Below are 15559 nucleotides of genomic sequence, written 5' to 3' on the forward strand. Positions count from 1 at the left end.
CGGCGGGGAAACCCCCCGCCCTAACGGGAGGTAACGCGATGCTGACACCAGCACAGCGACATTTTCAGCGGGTCATGGCCGAGCGGCGCGGGCAGGTTGATGAACAATCTGATATCGCGCGCACGGCCCATGAAGAGATCTTGCACCGCCTGCGCCTTGACATGGCGGCACTGAGCTGGGTGCAGTCGGACGTCACCAAAGCCGAGATGAAAAAGGCCATGTTGCCCGCCTATGAGGGCTGGATTGACGGCACGATCGAGGGTGACAGCGGGCGTCAGGATGAAGTGATCGCCACCTTGATGGTCTGGGCAATTGACTGCCAGGCCAGCGCACTTGCGCTGAAATTGGGGCACTATGTCGTTAAGCATGGCCTGTCTTTGCCTGCCGACCGATTCCGCCGCGATGCGGTGACGGTACTGGTTGAGGAAATGAGTAATCCGGTGCTGACGCTGGCGACCACCGACGCATAGGCTGACTTGTCCGGTTATACCGTGACGCTGGATGAAGTTGCGGAGATGGTCACCGGAAAGGATATGCCCGATGAGGTGCGCGCCAAGCTGTGCAAAGCCCGTGCGTTCTCGCGTCGTGCAACCCGCGATGCCGAAACTAGGGGGTGAAGCGCTGAAACTGTTCCGTGAAGCTATCAGCCTCAACCCTAACGCCGGGGTGAAAAAAAGATCGCCTGGCTGGCGCGTGAGCTTAAGAAGTTGATGCCCGCCAGTGACCAACCGACGACGGATGATACGGCAGCGGATAGCGCGGGCCAAGAGGACACAGCGGTGACCGATACTGTTGAGGCCTCCGACATACCGCCAACGGCCGCCAGTGAAAACACGACACCCACTCCGGCGGCAAAACGCACCACGGTGCGTAAAGGTGCGAGCAAAAAGGCAACGGGGAAAACACCCCGGCCACGTAAAACCACCCAACAGCATTAACGACTTCGGCCCCATCCGACAGGCGGCGCATGCTGTGAACTGCCCGTTACGGTCTTTTGACCGCGCGCCCACCGCCTGACTTTTGGGAGATGTGATGATGAGCCTGGTAGCAACCAGACGCGTTACCCCTGCGGCGAGTGACGTGCCAGACATTGCCGATGGCGAGGCCAGCGTGAGCGCCGGTGATTTCTGGCCGCCGATCCTACTGTGTGAATTGCGTCTTGCAGTTCGTATTACCGGCGGGATTACCTCCACGCGCCTGATGCATATTGCCATTGAGGCGGTGATCCACGTTACCGATCAACTGGCGGACTGGCAGCACGCGCAGGAGTCCGCCGGTTATCGCACGTTGCAGACCGTGCCTGCGCGTGAGGTCAATAACGAAAACGTGAAGGTATACCGCTACAAGAATGCGGTTTATGCCCTGAGCCGTGCAGCATTGCTGGAGCGTCATCGTGATGTGGATACCACGCCCAAAGGGGACAAGGAAACGGACACCTTCGAGAAGCAGGTTGACGATCTGTGGCGTGATGCGCGCTGGAGCATTGCCGATATCCGCGACGCGCAACGCCTGTTTGCCGAGTTGTGCTGATTATCGTTAACGCACTTCAGGGCGATACAGTGGACTTGCTGTGCTACCGCCATTACGGCACGTCGCAGGGGGTTACCGAACAGGTGATTGCCGCCAATCCGGGCCTGAGCCGTCAGATTTTCCTTAACGCCGGTCAGGCCGTGATGTTACCGGACATTGCCCGTAAAGCAGAACAGGAAACGGTGCAGTTATGGGATTAAGTGATTTACAGCGCCTTAATGACTGGGTGACTTTCGCCATGTCAGCCATGGTCACCGGCATCGGCGTGATGACCGTCAGTGAAAAAGTGGCGCTGGCCGGCCTGATTGTTGGCGTGGTCACCGCCTGGCGAGCCTGGCTGTTCCGGCGTCGTATCGAGCAGGCTCAACGCCGCCGTAATGACCTGATCGAGCAGATATTACGCCAGACTGAACACCGAGCCATGACCGAATCTGAGCGTCGTGCTGTTGCCATTTTGCATCAGGGAGACATTGACGATGAAAGCCGTTGTTAAACGTTGTTCTATCGCCATGATCGTTCTGCTTGGAGCCTCTCTCACACCGGGCTCATTGCGCACCTCACCGGAAGCACAGCAAAAAACCGCCCGTTGGGAAGATTGCCGCCAATCGGCCTATTACTGTCCGGCTGGCGTGCTGACGGTGGGGATGGGCTCTGCCGGCAACGTGGAAAAACGCGAGTACAGCAACGAAGAGATTGCACGGCGCTGGGTAAACGATATGCAGCGGGCAGAAAACTGCATCAACAGCAGTTTTGAGGGGCAGGCCATGCCGCAATCGCCCTTTGATGCGATGACCGATGCAGCGTTCAACGTCGAGTGTACCGGCCTGATGTGGTTTACCAACGCGCAGGGCAGCGAGCAGCGCACCACGATTTGGAAACATGCGCAGGCGCATGAGTGGGTCGCGATGTGTGGCCGGTTAACGGATTTCGTTAACAGCAGTGGCAAACGCTCCGCCGGGCTAGTGGATCGCCGTACTGACTTTAAAGCTTGGTGCCTGCACGATGTGAGTACGACGCCATGAGGCTCGCTGCTGCGCTTGGTGTGTTGCTGGTATTGGCCGTTGCCGGTTTGCTGTGGCAGACCTACCAGCGCGGTATTGATAGCGCCACCCGTGAGGCGTTAACGACCAGTGCTAACCAGCAACGGGACGTATTGGCAGAAGTGCGAGCGCTGAGTACGGACACACAAAAGATGCTGGCTGAGATACGCGCCCGTGACCAACAACGCCATGCACAAGGGGAAGAACGCCGTGAACAGATGCGCTCTGATATGCAAGCCGATACGTGCGCTAACACTGTTGTGCCTGCTGCTGTCAGTGACAGCCTGCAAAAACGTGCCGCGCTCCCCCGCGGGAAGCATCGTGGCGGAGCCGATACCGGAAAGTCTGACCACCCCGACGCCGACACTCGCACTGCACACGCCGGTGACCTGGGGCGGGATCGCACTGTGGAGTGATCAGTTGAGTGACGCGCTGGACACCTGCAATGACGATAAAGCCGCCATCGGCGATCTGTATCTGCGCCGGTTGCAACGTATCAATGCTGCTGCGCAAAGCGCCCACTAGGAGAATGTCATGCTGAAAATGGATTCATTGCGCGATGCGCTGACCACGGCTAACACCTGGTGCCGTGCCAATCCTGAAGGGTTTACCGTCTTTGTTGAAGAGGGTGGCATTGAAACCACCGGTGAAACGCCGTTATTTGTCTATAGCTACTCACTGGTGTTGTTCGTGATGAACTTCACTGGCGACATTGACGATTTCGTTTTGCCGCTGATGGCCTGGCTGTGGCACAACCAGCCTGATGTGCTGCTTAACCCGGAAAAAAACCGTGATGTGAAATTCACCACGCTTATCAACAACGATGACAGCGCAGACATTCTCTTTGAAATCCCGGTGCTCGAGCGGGTAAAGGTCGTGCGCGCCGATGATGGCACCGTAAAGGCAGAGCATTTACCGGAACCCCGTCCGAGACTAGCGGGCGGTGAATGGGATGCGGTACTTCAGGATGTGACCTGGAGCGATCCGGTATGACTGATAACCGCTTTCACGCACTGGATGCCGTCTTTGATGACATTCTCTCTGGGGTGTCTGCCGCTGGCCGTCAAAAAACGGTGCGCCAGATAGGTCAGGTGCTGCGCCGCAGCCAGCAACAGCGCATCAGGGCACAGCAAAACCCCGACGGATCCGCCTATCCGACTCGCCGCCGCAAAGTGTTGCGCGCCCAGCAAGGTATTTCGTTTGTCTGGCAAGGTCAGGTGCGCCACCTGAAAAACTGGCACGGTGCCCGCGGCAAATATGGCCGTACCCTGACCGGGTTTGATACTGACCGCAATGATATGCGCACCTTCTACTGCAGTGACATTGAGCGCTATATCGAAATCAATACCCAGGCCGTGCGGCGCTCAACCACCAAAAAAGCCCCCATGTTTCAGCGCCTGCGCGGCTATCGCTTTCTGAAGATGCGCGCGAATAGCAACGGGGTGCGCGTCGGCTTTGACGGCGTTGCCGCCCGCATCGCGCGCGTGCACCAGTTCGGCCAGCGCGATCAGATTGGCCCCGGCACGTTTGCCAAATACCCGGTGCGTGAATTGCTGGGCCTGTCACCCGCCGACATACAGGCGATTGAACACGCCGCGATCAACAGCCTGGGGAGTGCTGCCCTATGAGTGCCGAATTGATGCGCCTGCTGGCGAATATCTTACGTGTTGGCGTGGTAGCGGAAGTGAACCCGAAAACCTGGCGCGTGCGTGTCAAAAGCGGCGAACTGCTTACCGACTGGTTGCGCTGGAATACTCAACGCGCCGGTGCGTTCAAGGTCTGGATCCCGCCTGAGGTGGGGGAACAGGTTTGGTTAGGTTGTCTCGGTGGCAACCCGGAAACCGCCGTCATTATCGGCAGTCTGTACAGCGACGAGAACCCCGCGCCGGGTAGCAGTCTGCAAGAGATGGTTATTACCGCGCTGGACGGTGCCCGCTTTCGCTATGACGCTGCTGCCGGTGCGCTGGAAGCCGTTGGCATGAAAACCGCACGGGTGAGCGCAGAAACCAGGATCCTACTCGATACGCCGGAAGTGCAAAAAGGCGGAGAAATGCACGGCAACATTGCACACAGCGGCGGCGCGTTTACCTCCAACGGCGTGCAGATTGACGACCACGATCATGGCGCAGTGCAGCGCGGTGGCAGTTGGACGGAGGGCACCAAGTGAGCGCGTTATACCGGCATGAACCCCGACGGCGTTGGCGTGCTGACGGATACCGATCAGCTATGGCATTCCGTGCGCGATATTCTGACCATGCCGCTGGCGTCTCGCGTCGTGAATACGGCAGTCTGGTGCCCGACTTGCTGGATGCGCCGCAGAACGCGGCAACACGACTGCAATTGATTAGCGCGTGCGTGATTGCCCTGGCGCACTGGGAGTCGCGGATCGCGCTGAATGCGGTCGATATCCGGTTTTCACCCACGGGGGCAACAGATGTGGAACTGTCCGGCCTGATCACCGAAAGCATGCAAACCGTGCGCACCTCAATGGCACTCAAGGTGGCAACCAATGGCAACCGTTGACCTATCGCAACTGCCCCAACCGCAGATCATTGAAACGCTGGATTTTGAAGTGATCCTTCAGGAAGTGAAAGCGGTGATGATTGCGGCATTTCCGGTTGAACAGCGCGTCTCGGTGGCGGCAGCGCTTGAACTGGAATCCGAGCCGTTAAACGTGATCGCGCAGGTCATTGCCTATCGCGAAATGATGTTGCGCCAGCGGATTAACGACGGGGCGGCGGCGTGCATGCTCAGCCATGCGGTGTCCTCCGATCTGGATAATCTGGCGGTGAATCTTAACACCCAGCGCCTGACCATCACCGAGGCCACCGATATCGCTGATGCGGTGATGGAAAGCGATAGCGCATTCCGTCTGCGCGCGCAGTCTGCCTTTGAAGGGCTAAGCGTGGCGGGCCCGACCGGTGCCTATGAATATTTTGCCAAGAGCGCCAGTGGCCAGGTTGCCGACGCCAAAGAGATCAGTCCGGCACCGGCCACGGTAGTGGTATCCATTCTTTCGACTGAGGGGGATGGCAGCGAGTCGGACACGTTGCTAACGCAGGTCAATGCGGCGCTCTCTGCGGCCCGGTAGCTGACCGGCTGACGGTGCAGAGCGCAGAGATCATCAGTTACGCGATAAATGCGCGTCTCTACCTTTACCCCGGCCCGGAATCAGAGCCGATAACCAAGGCAGCACAGGAGTCATTGCAAGGCTGGATTGGCAGTCAAGGCAAGATTGGGCGTGATGTGGCCCGCCCCGCGATAATGGCCGCCTTGCATGTGCAAGGTGTTCAGCGTGTTGAAATCATTGAACCCGCGCGGGACATGGTGATCGGTGACACTCAGGCGGCGTATTGCACGGGCTTCACCCTGCAGGAAGGGGGTACGGATGAATAACGACCTGTTGCCGCCGTCTGCCAGTGCCTTTATGCGCAATGCTGCGGCAGCTAGCCGCATCCTGACGGGAATGGCGGTCGATCTGAATACCTTGTGGGATGCGGAGAAATGCCCAATAGACCTGCTGCCCTTTCTGGCCTGGGCGTTGTCCGTTGACCGCTGGGGTAAACGCTGGTCAGAACAAACCAAGCGCCAGGTGATTAAATCGGCCTGGTTGATACATCGCCAGAAGGGCACCATTGCCGAGCTGCGCCGGGTGGTTGAACCGTTTGGTTACTTGCTGCGCGTGATCGAATGGTGGCAAACCGGCGGCGTACCGGGAACCTTCCGGCTTGATATCGGCGTGCAAGACAACGGTATTACTGAAGAAACCTTTTTAGAGCTGGAGCGCCTGATCGCCGACGCCAAACCCGTATCACATCACCTGCAAGGGCTCAATATCACGCTGGATACGCAAGGTGCGGCCTATGTCGCGGCCAGCGTTTACGACGGCGATGATTTGACCGTATACCCCTATTTCCCTGAAACCATCACCGTGTTTTCACCGGACTGTACCGGTGCAGGCATTCATGTGATTGATACGATGAGCGTAACCGTATGAGTACAAAATTTTTTGCCCTGTTAACCAATATTGGCGCGGCCAGGCTGGCAAACGCCACCGCGATGGGTTCCCAACTGGATATCACTCACATGGCGGTCGGTGATGGCGGCGGCACGCTGCCAACCCCCGATCCGGCACAAACCAGGCTGGTAAATGAAAAACGCCGCGCCGCCATCAACACCCTGAGCGTTGATGCCAATAACGCTAACCAGATTATTGCCGAGCAGGTGATCCCCGAAAATGAGGGCGGTTTCTGGATACGTGAAATCGGCCTGTTTGATGCTGAGGGAAACCTGATTGCGGTTGCCAATTGTGCTGAAACCTATAAGCCGCAATTGCAGGAAGGCAGCGGACGCATTCAGACCGTGCGCATGATTTTGATTGTCTCCAGCACAGAAACGGTATCACCCAAAATTGATCCGGCGGTGGTGCTGACAACGCGTGGCTATGTGGATAGCGCGGTAATTGAGGTGAAAGCCTATGCCGACAATGTGATGGAAGCGCATCTTGCCGCTGCTGATCCTCATACACAGTATGCACCGAAGGCTAGCCCGGCCCTGACCGCAGTACAGACGACAAATAACACACAGATCGCCACCACGGCATTTGTCAAAGCTGCCCTTTCTGCTTTGGTGGCCTCATCGCCTGCTGCGCTTGATACGTTAAGCGAACTGGCGGCAGCATTAGGCAACGATCCCAATTTTGCTACCACGATGACCAATGCACTCGCGGCTAAAGCGCCTTTGGCATCCCCGGTTTTAACGGGAACGCCGACGGCACCCACTGCGGCGGCAACGGTGAATAACACCCAAATTGCTACAACCGCTCACGTCAAAGCGACGATAGCAGCGGGAAAATTAGCGACAGCGCGAAAAATTAATGGTGTAGCGTTTGATGGTACTGCTGACATTAATTTGACACCGGGAAGCCTCGGTTTAGTAGAAATCGTAGAGACAGGATCAGGGACTGGCTACTACTGGCGAAAGTTCGCCGATGGGAAAATTGAGATTTTTGCGCGCGCAAGTCTCACACTTGGTGCACCACTTGATATTGTTTTCCCGAAAGTATTTACAGGATTACCTCTGATTTTCATCCAGGAGAACGGCGGCGCAGATGTGAATGGTTGGGTGATACGCGTCAGGAATTTATCAAAAACCGGGTTTTCTGTGGCGTGGAATACGTGGAGTCCGTCAGGATCAGGCAGTGCAATTGATGTTTGTTATCATGCCTTCGGTTCGTAAGAAAATGGCCCGCTACTCTCAGCGGGCTCTGTTTATCGAGTACAGTTATTTTTATCTATTCTTCAGCACAGTCAATAAAGGCTGTGTTGGCCATCAAAATAACCCTTTCACCGCGTTCACCGCATAATTAGCGCTGCTGCGAACATTGCCCATCAGGTCACTGAATGACGAGGATTGAAGCCGTTCGCGCAAATCTTCATCGCAGCGCTGAAAACTCAGCGAAAACGCTATCTTTTTCGCCTTGCCATAGCGGTCAAGCTCGGTGCGCGTTGTCTGCATGCCGGTGAGCACATACATGCCGTAAATCTGCCCGGTGCCCTCAATCAGCGGCCAGGGGCGGCCGCTGTATGCCTGGGTATTCAGTGCGGTTAATGACATCTCACCGCCGGTGATTTCCGGGTACAGAATGCCGTCCAGCGTGATTTGATCTTCTCCCGCGCCGATGTACTGCCACTTTGCCGAGCGGTTGATACGCTCATTTTTAACGTGCCGGCATTGCTTTGACTGGCGTAGCTGCTGGTGTGGCAAGGTTTTCAGTTCAAACACAAGCAGCCCGTAAACCATCATCATGGTGACTTTTTCCTGTTAATCCGCGTCTCTGAAACTGCCGCGCTTCATCCGGTCAAGGCGCGCCAGTTCTGCATTAAGTTTTTTACTGACAATGCGCCCGATTTCGCGTGCGTCCTGCCGCTCTGCGCCGTGCAGATGGATATGGATTTCAGGTGGCAGCGCGCCCACTGCGGAAAGTGTCGGTGCACGGTTGACGGGTGCCACTGGGGGAAGCTCCGCCTGGCGTACTGGCTGTGACGCAGCAACGACCACGGGGTGCGAGGTGATTGCCGCAATATTGGCGTTAGGTTGCCTTGCCGGCGTGCTGGGTTTGACACCGGTTTTTGCCGCTGGCAGGCTGGCAAGTCGGGATTCCTGCCACTCACCCCGCACCGCCAGTGCACGCGGCAGGTTTTTAAAGACGATATCGCCGGGGCCAATCCGCTTTTTGGTTTCGTCCAGCAGGCCGGTAGTGTTGTCCGCAATTTTTTGTAAGCGGCGCTGCGTACCTGTCCCGCCGGTTAACAGCGGTGGCGAGGTGACTGTGGGAGGCTTGGTATTTCCGTCCTTGCTCTCGTCAGGTTTGGGCGACCAGTTCCAGCCCTTTTGCACCATTTTTCTGCTGCGGATCCCATTCCCACATAACGGGATCTTTCTTCAGGCTTTCTGCCTTAACGCGTGCTGCTTCCAAACCGGACAGGATAAGGTCGAGTTTTTCCAGTACCCAGCCGATCCCCTCCATCAGTTTTTGCAACGGCCACAGCAGCACGGTGAGTGCGGCACCGAGTACCCGGCCAAAGGTTTCACCGGCTGACGTGCATTTTTCCAATGCCTGACGGCTGCTATCCACCGGTGTGAATAGTTTCACAAACCCGTCCCACACCCGGCCAACCGCATCACCGATTGCCCCGAAAACCAGTGTCAGGGTAAAAAAAGGCATCACGGAACGGTGAAAGCTGCTGCATGATGCCGCTGAACATACCGCTGAAAAAGGCTTTTATCGGCTCCCAATTACGCCAGATAAGCGCACCGACACCGACAAACGCGGCCCCGATGAGCCCTATCGGTCTTAACAGCGCCGACAATGCGCCCCCCAACAGGGACACCGCACCGGTGATCATGCCCCCCCCTATGGCAGGCAAGCCCGTTAGCCGCAACAACAGGCCGCCAATGCCTTTACCCAACGATGCCAACGCCGAAAGTGGGGAGGTGAACACAGAAAACAGCATGCCGCGTACGGGTGTCAGCAGCGCAGGCAACCGGGAAAAGCCGCCCGATAGCGTTTTCATTATCTGCGACCAGCCGCCAACGCGTGCCATTGAACCGCCCGCGACGCCGCCCAGCGTTTGAAACATCGTGATTACACCGCCAATGCCGCGCCCACCGGTCAATAACGTAAAACCTAATTGCAGTTTTGCCAGCGGCCCCAGCAACAAACCCGCAGCCAGCGAGGTGGCACCCATCGCCGCCGTCAGGGCTAAAGCGCTGCCACCAACAGTCAATAATGTTTGGGTGAGTTTGGGGTTATCTTTAACCCATAGCATCATGCGGTTAATAACTTCACTCAGACCTTGGGTGAGTTGTCGCAGTGGTCCATCGATCGTTTCTTCAATCTGGATACGAAACCCTTCCCAGGCGCTATCCAGTTCTTTCAGATCGCCGCTTAGGTTGTCGGCCATCACCTTGGCGGCTTTTTGTGCTTCACTGCTGGCGTTTTTCAGTGCTTCCAGCAATTTCTGTAGTTCACCATTCCCGGCTGACATCACCAACGCCTGGAATGATTTTGCGGCTTCTTCACCGGCAATATCTTTAAAGAGGGAGAGTTTATCGGTATCGCCGTACTGACTGATTTTTTTTGTACAGGTCAGTAAGAACCACTTCAGCAGGTCGCATTTTTCCTGCTGCGTCAGCGACTTCTACTCCCAGCGTTTTGAGTGCATCTTTTGCCTTGCCGGTGGGTGCAGCAAGACGTGAAAAGGTAGCCTGCAAACCTGTACCTGCGATACTTCCGCGCAGACCCACGTTAGCCATTACGCCGATCATGGCCGTTGTCTGTTCGATGCTGACGCCAAGATTAGAAAGCCCCGTCCCGGCGTATTTCATGGCCTCGCCGATATTTTTTAAGTCGGTATTGGTACGAGTGAAAGCGCCGGTTAGCACGTCACTGACGCGATCCATCTCTTTGGGATCAAGGCGGAACTGAGAAAGAATATTTGAGCTAATATCGGCGGACTCGCCTAAATCTATGCCGCCGGCCAGCGCCATATTTAACACGCCAGGCAAGGCCGCTTGTATCGCCTGCGGGGTAAAACCGGCCATGGCAAGAAATGCCTGACCACTGGCCGCATCGCGGGTGGTAAAGGCGGTTTCCGCACCGAGTTTTTTCGCCTGGGTCCGCAAGGCTGACATGTGCTGATCGTTCTTATCCAGTCGCGTGAGCGCCTGAACGCGTGACATTTCCTCATCAAAGCCCACCGCAGGCGCCAAGAACTGCCCGCCGACATAACCGCCCGCCGTTGCACCCGCTACCGCCATGATGCCGCCATTACGCCTCTTTTGGGCTGTCTGCTGCATGCGGTCATACCGTGCGCGAGCCTGCGTTACCGCGGCCAGTTGTCGCCGCTCTCGCTCTAACGTTTGGTTGTATTGTTCAGTGCGCCGGATGGCACTTTGAATGGTGACCGAGCTTCCTGCCAGCGATACGCCGTGACCGCGCAACGCCTGTGCGCTAGCGCGCAGTTTGACCATTTCCTGATCGCGCGTCATATTCAGGCGTTCCATTTTGGCCGCCAGGGCAGCCATGTGTTCGCGCTGTTTGTCCGTCAGCACGGTGCCATTGCGCTGGGCCTTGTTGAGCCCGTCCAGAGAACGGCCCGCCTCATCAATCTGGCGCGAGGTTTTTTGCACGCTATCGCGCAGGCGGTTAAAGGTTTTTGACTGCTTGTCCAGATCGTTAATCGCGGCCTGGGTTTTTTTGAGGGATTCAGTCAGACCGCCCGCACTCTGGCGGGCGGCATTGACCGGGCGGGTTAGGCGGTCTATCGCGCTGAACGCAACACGGATATAAAGGCTTTTCATCGTCACGGGCTCCACTGCGGATAGCTGCCTGTTCACGCCAGGCTATCACCTCGCCCAGATCCATGCTGAAGAGTTCAGAGGGCGGCCAGTTAAAAACAACGGCAATATCGGCGACCAGATCGTCGATCTGGTCAAACAGCAACAGCGTTACGCTGTCTCCGTCTCCGCCTCGTTCGATTCGCCAGGCACCGCAGGTACCAAAAAAGGCGTCAACACCCCCGCCAGTTGGACAAAATCGCGGGTATCCATGGCGTTGATTTTCGCCAGCTTCAGCCTGGGAGACGTCACACGGGTTAGCAGCGTGGTGACCGAATCTGTATCCATATTTCAGCTCGTTAACCAGACGCAAACCACTCAGTGAACCGGCCTGTTTGATCTCGTCGGTAATGGCAACGCGGGTGATTTTATTGGCATCCCGTACAATCTGGGTGATCAGCGTTACGGCGTTATCGTTTTTCTTACTCATCGTTCTGTTCTCCAGGCGGCCAGATTGACCGCCATCAGTGCGGTTAATCAGCTACCGAGGCCCAGCGCAGAGATAATGCGATCCGGGTAGATGTTTTTGCCGTCTTTCTTGTAGATAAAGTTCAGCAAATCAATTTCGATAATCGGTTGATCGTCGATCGACAGCTTGTAGTAGGTGTTCTTCAGCGCATAGGTGACAGAGGTGCCATCGCCTTGTTTAGCTTCGCCATTGTCAATTTCAGTCACACGCCCGCGCATTTCCACTTCAACAAGCTGACTATCACCGTCGGTGTAATATTCACCGGCAAAGCGCAAACGGGTTTCATCAATACCGCCGCCGTATTCCTGCAACAGTGTCTTGACCATGCCACCGACCACCATTGACGCATCCAGTGCGCCAGCATCCAGACCGAGATCGACAGCAGCAGAGCCAATCATGCCGCCGCCCTGAAAATCTTCCGTCTTGTGGGTTAGTTTTGGCAGCGTGACATAAGTCACTTTGCCGATTTGGTTATTGCCGTTCACAAAGGCAGTGAACAAGCGCAATTTATGCGGGATTGCCATTATTTTCCTCTCAGCGATGCAAACGCAGGCGAAAAGTATTCATCCGTGAAGGTCTGGTACAGCGTCAGATCTTCCAGCGGCGGCACAGGTGTGTACTTGTAGCGCGCACGCACCTGTCCCTGACGTAGCCTCGTAGTGGGGTTGTCTTCAATGTCAAACCAGCATTCCGCGCCGATCAGTTGCCCTTTCGTCACCAATGAACTGAGTTTGCCTGAAATACCGCTGACCACGTCTTTTACGTTGGCCGGGGTAAGCGGTTCATCCACGCTTTCAAATTGCGCCTCGGCAATACTGTCAGCGAGAATTTGCGCCGTGCGGGTATACACCTCAAAGAGGTAGTCACTAAAGAGGTAGTCACTGGTTTGCGTGGTACGGTTGCCCCAGAAGCGAAAACCGTTGCGCTTGATAAGCGTAGTGACCTCTTTGCTGTTCAGCGCGTTGGCGTCACTATCTTCTGCCTGAAGTGACCAGAACACATCACGGGAAATGCCCAGCACGTTATTCACCGGAACATTGGACAGTGACTTGTGCCAGCCCTGATCGTTATCAATGGCCGCACGTAAACCGCAGGCATATGCCGGGGCCGGGAAGGTTTCATTTTCACCGGTCAACGGGTTATAGGCGATAAAGTCCGGCCAGATCAGCATTAACTCGCGATAGGCAAATTTCCCACGATAGGCGATGGCCTTTGCCATTGTCGTGCAGCCATGACACCCGGCATAAACGAATGCCCGCAGGCTCTGAGCAATACCGCACAGTGCTGTGGTCACTTCCTCAGTGTCATGGTCGGGAACGGCCAGCACGCGCGGGCGATAGTTAACCCTGGCTTCTGCTGTCAGCAAGGCATACATGCCGGTATAGCTGCCATCAGCCAGCGTGCCGCCGATAATCAACTGCGATTGCGTCTTTTCGCCGTTTTCCGTTGCTGCCGCGACACGCACCACAATGACTTTGGGACTGGTCTGGTCAGAAATGGCTTTCAGCGTTTTGTACAGGGAGCCGGTTTTACCCGCCTTGCCAAGTACACCGTTAACCCGTGTCAGTAGCACGGGGGTATTCAGGGGAAAGGTGTTCGGGTCTGCGTCATCCGCCACACACTACGCCAATTACACTGGAATCAATGTCATTGATCGCGGTAACGAGGTCGGTATTTTCGCGAACGTGTACACCGTGGAAACGTGCCTCTGACATGTTAACCACCATTACGTTATTGAGTTCGCGGTGATAATCCCCCATTTTTAACCACAACTCATACCCTTTGAGGCCTGAGAAGCGGGCGACAACAAAAAGCCATTTTCCCCCGCCCGCGCGTGTGAAATCATGCGACAAGACACGGGGGTGATATGGCACTTTCAGGATTGGCAGACACGTTGACCAGCAAGATCACGGGTGACAACAACCCCCTTGCTGACGCGGTAAAAGTCCCGGCGTTTAACGTCACGCTTGGCGGGAAATCACTTAACGCATTAAGCGATCGTCTAATGTCGCTCTCGCTTACCGATAATCGCGGGTTTGATGCTGACCAGTTGACGATCTCACTGGACGACACCGACGGTCTGATTGGTCTGCCCTCGCGCGGGGCAGAGATTGCCCTGTCCATTGGCTGGCTGGGTGAGTCGTTGATTTACAGGGGGCGGTATACCGTTGATGAAGTCGCTCATGAAGGCCCGCCGGATGTGCTGAACATCACGGCCCGTAGCGCTGATTTTCGTGATGAATTTAACGTTAAGCGTGAAGTATCCTGGCACGATGTGACTGTTGAGCGTGTGGTGTCTACTATCGCGCACCGTTACGGGCTGAAAGCGCAAATCAGCGACAGGCTGATGAATATCGAGATTGACCACCCCGACCAGACACAAGAAAGCGACATGTCATTTTTAACCCGAATGGCAGAAATGTTGGGCGCGATTGCCACGGTTAAAAACGGGGCATTGCTGTTTATCCTGCCCGGTGGCGGGGTAACGGCATCCGGCAAGGCGTTACCGTCAGCCAGTATTACCCGCAGCAGAGGAGACTGGCACCGCTTTCGCATTGCGGATCGTGATGCTTACACCGGTGTGCGTGCCTACTGGCTGGATCTCTATTTTGGCAAAAAAAAAGAAAGTCAGTGTCAAGCGGCGCGGAACCCGACCAGAACAAGAGAAAAGCAGCCGCCGTGAGGGCGAATACATGGAGGGGGCCGATGGCAACGTGTATGTGCTGCGTAAAACCTACCCAAATGAAACCGCCTCCAAACGCGCTGCCGCAGCAAAATGGCAACAGCTTCAACGGGGAGCCGCCGAGTTCTCTATCACCATGGCGCGTGGCCGCGCTGATCTGTACCCGGAAATGCACGTCACCGTTACCGGCTTTAAAGCGGAGATTGATAATCAGGCATGGATTATTTCACGCGCGGAGCATGTGATTGACGGCAGCGGTTTTACCACGCGTCTGGAGCTGGAAGCGAAAATATCTGACTGGATTGCAGAAAGTGAATAGAATAACCGTGAGTTCACGTCCAGCAGGAGAGCCATCACATGTTCAGATGCCCACGTCGCGGCGCGTCAGGCCGTACTCGCACCAGTACAAAAATGAATAACACCAATACGGTACGACGCAAGTACTACCAGTGTAACAATCTGGCGTGCGGTGCGTGCTTTACCACGATGGAAGCTTTCGAAAAGCTCACCTCAAAGCAGAACAGTGGGGAGGCCCCCTGCCGGATGACTTTGTTCCCCGCGACGCGTTTCCGGCCTCCCACTACGGGAAGGTGCAGCTTGATTTGATGCTTGTCGATGAGGGCGATGAAGCTCAACATGCACGGCGAAATTGACTGACGTAACGTGCGGAATGAGGCTTTACGTGGTGATTTTGTGGGAGGATGGATTTAAAGAAAAAGCCCCGGAAACCGGAGTCTTTTGGTCAAAGATGGACGTTATCTGGACACTGCGAAATTAAATTCTTTTTTTCAACGCATTGCACTTTAATTTAACGCACTTCAGGGAGCCTTTTGCTTTATGTCCATTCATCCGAAATAAAACACTGCAATAATCTGAACCAATACGGTGTTCCCACTGCTTGTTAATCAATAACAGTTGTATTGTTATTTTTTATTT

General features: G+C 55.7%; 16 protein-coding genes and 7 pseudogenes. 16 read left to right on the forward strand and 7 right to left on the reverse strand.

Annotated elements, in window-relative coordinates; translation table 11 throughout:
* Positions 1–38: 38 nt before the first annotated feature.
* From gpM to JZM30_RS11685, 14 genes and pseudogenes are all read left to right on the forward strand, one after another.
* Positions 39–938, forward strand: a pseudogene (gene gpM / locus JZM30_RS11625) (phage terminase small subunit).
* A 97-nt stretch (positions 939–1035) separates the two neighbouring features.
* The gene (locus JZM30_RS11630) at positions 1036–1530 is read left to right on the forward strand and encodes a head completion/stabilization protein (protein ID WP_252319647.1); all 495 of its coding nucleotides are present in this window, start codon (positions 1036–1038) and stop codon (positions 1528–1530) included.
* Positions 1530–1730 (forward strand): tail protein X, encoded by a 201-nt coding sequence (locus JZM30_RS11635; RefSeq protein WP_252319649.1) that lies wholly within the window; start codon positions 1530–1532, stop codon positions 1728–1730. Before JZM30_RS11630 ends, JZM30_RS11635 begins: the two co-directional genes overlap by 1 nt.
* Positions 1721–2023: an HP1 family phage holin gene (locus JZM30_RS11640; RefSeq protein ID WP_252318866.1), complete on the forward strand. Its 303-nt coding sequence runs from the start codon at positions 1721–1723 to the stop codon at positions 2021–2023. The genes JZM30_RS11635 and JZM30_RS11640 overlap by 10 nt, the downstream gene beginning before the upstream one ends.
* Entirely contained in the window at positions 2007–2552 is a 546-nt protein-coding gene (locus JZM30_RS11645) for a lysozyme (RefSeq protein ID WP_252318867.1), read from the forward strand. Before JZM30_RS11640 ends, JZM30_RS11645 begins: the two co-directional genes overlap by 17 nt.
* Entirely contained in the window at positions 2549–2986 is a 438-nt protein-coding gene (locus JZM30_RS11650; protein WP_252318868.1) for a DUF2570 domain-containing protein, read from the forward strand. Before JZM30_RS11645 ends, JZM30_RS11650 begins: the two co-directional genes overlap by 4 nt.
* Positions 2892–3095, forward strand: a complete 204-nt coding sequence (lysC, locus tag JZM30_RS24740; protein ID WP_438801499.1) for an Rz1-like lysis system protein LysC — start codon at positions 2892–2894, stop codon at positions 3093–3095. Before JZM30_RS11650 ends, lysC begins: the two co-directional genes overlap by 95 nt.
* A 9-nt stretch (positions 3096–3104) precedes the next feature.
* Positions 3105–3563: a phage tail protein gene (locus JZM30_RS11655; RefSeq protein ID WP_252318869.1), complete on the forward strand. Its 459-nt coding sequence runs from the start codon at positions 3105–3107 to the stop codon at positions 3561–3563.
* The gene (locus JZM30_RS11660) at positions 3560–4198 is read left to right on the forward strand and encodes a phage virion morphogenesis protein (RefSeq protein ID WP_252318870.1); all 639 of its coding nucleotides are present in this window, start codon (positions 3560–3562) and stop codon (positions 4196–4198) included. The genes JZM30_RS11655 and JZM30_RS11660 overlap by 4 nt, the downstream gene beginning before the upstream one ends.
* Positions 4195–4737 carry a phage baseplate assembly protein V gene (locus JZM30_RS11665; protein ID WP_252318871.1) on the forward strand — a complete coding sequence of 181 codons (543 nt, stop codon included), beginning with the start codon at positions 4195–4197 and terminating at the stop codon, positions 4735–4737. The genes JZM30_RS11660 and JZM30_RS11665 overlap by 4 nt, the downstream gene beginning before the upstream one ends.
* A gap of 15 nt (positions 4738–4752) precedes the next feature.
* Positions 4753–5093 (forward strand): annotated as a pseudogene (locus tag JZM30_RS11670) (GPW/gp25 family protein).
* Positions 5080–5966 (forward strand): annotated as a pseudogene (locus JZM30_RS11675) (baseplate assembly protein). Before JZM30_RS11670 ends, JZM30_RS11675 begins: the two co-directional pseudogenes overlap by 14 nt.
* Positions 5959–6567 carry a phage tail protein I gene (locus tag JZM30_RS11680; RefSeq protein ID WP_252318872.1) on the forward strand — a complete coding sequence of 203 codons (609 nt, stop codon included), beginning with the start codon at positions 5959–5961 and terminating at the stop codon, positions 6565–6567. The pseudogene JZM30_RS11675 and the gene JZM30_RS11680 overlap by 8 nt, the downstream one beginning before the upstream one ends.
* Positions 6564–7808, forward strand: coding sequence for a phage tail protein (locus JZM30_RS11685; RefSeq protein ID WP_252318873.1), 1245 nt, complete (start codon positions 6564–6566; stop codon positions 7806–7808). The genes JZM30_RS11680 and JZM30_RS11685 overlap by 4 nt, the downstream gene beginning before the upstream one ends.
* A gap of 93 nt (positions 7809–7901) precedes the next feature.
* On the opposite strand, the gene JZM30_RS11690 is transcribed toward JZM30_RS11685, so the two are convergent.
* The 7 genes and pseudogenes from JZM30_RS11690 to JZM30_RS11715 form a co-directional block, all read right to left on the reverse strand.
* The gene (locus JZM30_RS11690) at positions 7902–8378 is read right to left on the reverse strand and encodes a phage tail protein (RefSeq protein WP_252318874.1); all 477 of its coding nucleotides are present in this window, start codon (positions 8376–8378) and stop codon (positions 7902–7904) included.
* 15 nt (positions 8379–8393) lie between these two features.
* Positions 8394–8972: a hypothetical protein gene (locus JZM30_RS23940; protein ID WP_308167154.1), complete on the reverse strand. Its 579-nt coding sequence runs from the start codon at positions 8970–8972 to the stop codon at positions 8394–8396.
* Entirely contained in the window at positions 8935–9225 is a 291-nt protein-coding gene (locus JZM30_RS23945) for a hypothetical protein (protein ID WP_308167155.1), read from the reverse strand. The genes JZM30_RS23940 and JZM30_RS23945 overlap by 38 nt, the downstream gene beginning before the upstream one ends.
* 64 nt (positions 9226–9289) lie before the next feature.
* Positions 9290–11435, reverse strand: a pseudogene (locus tag JZM30_RS24745) (phage tail tape measure protein); the annotation flags it as partial.
* Positions 11341–11901: a GpE family phage tail protein gene (locus JZM30_RS24750; RefSeq protein WP_438801500.1), complete on the reverse strand. Its 561-nt coding sequence runs from the start codon at positions 11899–11901 to the stop codon at positions 11341–11343. The gene JZM30_RS24750 and the pseudogene JZM30_RS24745, both read right to left, overlap by 95 nt.
* Positions 11902–11948: 47 nt before the next feature.
* Positions 11949–12464, reverse strand: a complete 516-nt coding sequence (locus JZM30_RS11710; RefSeq protein ID WP_252318875.1) for a phage major tail tube protein — start codon at positions 12462–12464, stop codon at positions 11949–11951.
* Positions 12464–13655: pseudogene (locus JZM30_RS11715) on the reverse strand (phage tail sheath subtilisin-like domain-containing protein). Before JZM30_RS11715 ends, JZM30_RS11710 begins: the two are co-directional and overlap by 1 nt.
* A gap of 152 nt (positions 13656–13807) precedes the next feature.
* Between JZM30_RS11715 and JZM30_RS11720 the strand changes: the two are divergent.
* Together JZM30_RS11720 and JZM30_RS11725 are read left to right on the forward strand one after the other, a co-directional pair.
* Positions 13808–14942, forward strand: a pseudogene (locus JZM30_RS11720) (phage late control D family protein).
* Between the two features lie 38 nt (positions 14943–14980).
* A pseudogene (locus JZM30_RS11725) lies at positions 14981–15276 on the forward strand (ogr/Delta-like zinc finger family protein).
* Positions 15277–15559 lie beyond the last annotated feature (283 nt).

The organism is Candidatus Symbiopectobacterium endolongispinus (assembly GCF_018777385.1).
In the GTDB taxonomy this organism is placed as follows: domain Bacteria; phylum Pseudomonadota; class Gammaproteobacteria; order Enterobacterales; family Enterobacteriaceae; genus Symbiopectobacterium; species Symbiopectobacterium endolongispinus.